The organism is Ureibacillus massiliensis 4400831 = CIP 108448 = CCUG 49529 (assembly GCF_000772965.1).
Classification (GTDB): domain Bacteria; phylum Bacillota; class Bacilli; order Bacillales_A; family Planococcaceae; genus Ureibacillus; species Ureibacillus massiliensis.
The window spans coordinates 1-2,364 of sequence record NZ_JPVQ01000097.1 but is presented as its reverse complement, the minus strand read 5'-3'; the positions used below and the strand labels follow the sequence as shown (position 1 = coordinate 2,364).

The 2,364-nt window shown below is 36.3% G+C and carries 2 protein-coding genes; both read right to left on the bottom strand.

The features are described 5' to 3' along the window. Positions 1 to 67 precede the first annotated feature (67 nt). Positions 68 to 793, bottom strand: coding sequence for an IS21-like element helper ATPase IstB (gene istB / locus CD30_RS18855; RefSeq protein ID WP_036180664.1), 726 nt, complete (start codon positions 791 to 793; stop codon positions 68 to 70). Then, positions 786 to 2,216, bottom strand: a complete 1,431-nt coding sequence (gene istA, locus CD30_RS18850) for an IS21 family transposase (RefSeq protein WP_036180661.1) — start codon at positions 2,214 to 2,216, stop codon at positions 786 to 788. Before istA ends, istB begins: the two co-directional genes overlap by 8 nt. Positions 2,217 to 2,364: the final 148 nt, after the last annotated feature.

Genomic DNA, 2,364 nt, shown 5'->3' with positions numbered 1-2,364 from the left:
TGTATTTTGCAAGATAAAAATGCAGAGAATTGCAATGAAAAATACAGAGTGTTGCCACCCAATATTTTTACTGTTTTCTCGACAACGCATTGGCTAAACGGAAGCTCTGTCCCGTATAAGAAATAATATGGGCATGGTGAATCAAACGATCCACCAGAGCTGCCGTTAAACGTGAATCTGAAAAAATACGATTCCACTGACTAAATTCTAAATTTGACGTGATAATCAAACTCTTCTGTTCGTAAAATTCAGAAATGATTTGAAAAAGTAACTCCGCTCCTTCTTTACCAAATGGAAGATAACCCATTTCATCCAATATCATTAAATCAATTTTCTCTAATTTATTTCGAAATTGCTTTAATTTCCCCACATGTAAAGCCTGTTCCAATTCTTCTACTAAATGCGAAACTCGATAAAAACGTACTTCAAAACCTTGCTCACAAGCTTTTCTACCCAGTGCTGAAGCTAAATGTGTTTTACCAGTTCCAGGCGCCCCTACTAGAATTACATTCTCTTTTCTTCGAATAAAATCGAGCTGCACTAGTTCTTCTTTCGATAGATGACTAGGTAAACAAATATCTTTGTGCCATTCGTAGCCCTCTAATGTTTTCGTATCGATAAATCGGGCATTCTTTAAGTTTCTTGCGATCCTTGCTTGTTCCCGACCATCTTGTTCTTTTAATAAAAGTTGGTAAATATATTCTTCAGGTGTTGTAAATGGAACATCATGTATTGCTTCAGCGATATGAGCTAACCGCAATTGCTTACACAATTGTAAAATGGCATTATTCATGACTTGAAGCCTCCATTCCTTTAGGAGATAGCGCATCATAATCAGTCCATTTTACACCGTAAGGATGTTCTTGATCATCGCTATTTTTTCCAATAAGTTCATAAAAATTCTGGTCAATTTCTTTCATATCATGAGTCACTAAAAGAGTGAGTAATTCATTTAGACGCTGTTTCCTTAATGCCAAGGATGGAACTGTTAAATACTCCTTTATACGAGTCGGTAAATAAGGGGTATAACGTGAATGCCCAATAACACGAGGCTTTTTTAACCAATCTTTTAAAATATCTTTCCATGGAATGAAACGTCGTTTCTTCATATAAGGTCTTGCATCTGATAATAAAATTTCTCCCTCATTTGTAATCACTTTGAATGAATCCCAATACGTAATGCAATATAACTGCACATAGTTACGCGCTCTAGGCACATGAATAAAATGCTTGTCTAACTTAAACTCATTATACTTATTAAACTTAATCGGAAACTGCTTAAATACTGGATACGGATCTTCTGGTAATTTTATTAATTGCTTTTGCTCTTGCTGCCATAAATCCTCAATGAGTTCTTCTTTTTCATAATGTGGTCGGTCACGATCTTCCTTCAGTTGTTGCTTTAATTGTTCCGTTAAATCTTCAAAGTCTTTTATGACTGGTGGTAAGCTAAAGAAGTTATATCGTACATAGCCTACTTTATTTTCCACATTTCCTTTTTCATTACCTCTGGATGGATTGCACACTTGCACTTTAAAGCCATAATAGTTTTGGAAATGGCGAAATGCTTCTGTTAATTCAGCTTCTGTATCACCTTTGCGTACTTTTTTGACCGCAGGTGTTAAATTGTCAATTCGAATACTAATTGGCACTCCACCAGCTTGCTTAAACAGCTCTTGTAACCCACCTAGGAAACACTCCAAATTTTCTCCAGGCATCGGTATCGCAAAACCAGTATTACTAGCTGGGAACGTCATAACTAAAACATGAACATCGACAATCTCTCCGTCTTGAACAGCCTCCATTACGCCAAAATCTAGTTGCGCTTCACCTTCTGGATGTTGTAATCGCTCATGCCCTTTACTTACTTCATCATCTTCTGTCGCACGCCATTCTTGAATAAAGTTACAGACCGTTCGATACGATCCTTTAAACCCCATCCTTTTTAAATCCGCAACTATTTTTTTATTTGTTCGACGTAGTTTTTTCTTTAGTTTGAGATCTTCTTCAAGCCAGTCTATAACGATTTCTCCCCATTTTTCTTCGTACATCATCCCTTTTTTAATATGCTTTTTTTCTTGAGGTAACTGATCGCCATCACCATACTTTTTGGCGGTACGCCAATTCACATTCATAGTTTCTGCAATTTTAGAAATAGACAATCCTTTTTCATTTCTTAAAGTTTTGATACAATTAATTTCAGACATTGCTAGCATCCTTTCAAACCTCCACTGGTAAAATTCGACACTTTAACAGTAGAGTGACTTGGGGTGGCTTGCAAGTCTATTTTTTTGCACTAAAAAAGTGCTAGACTCTGTACAAATTCGTTGCACTAGTCTGCACTTTTATTATGCAATACACACC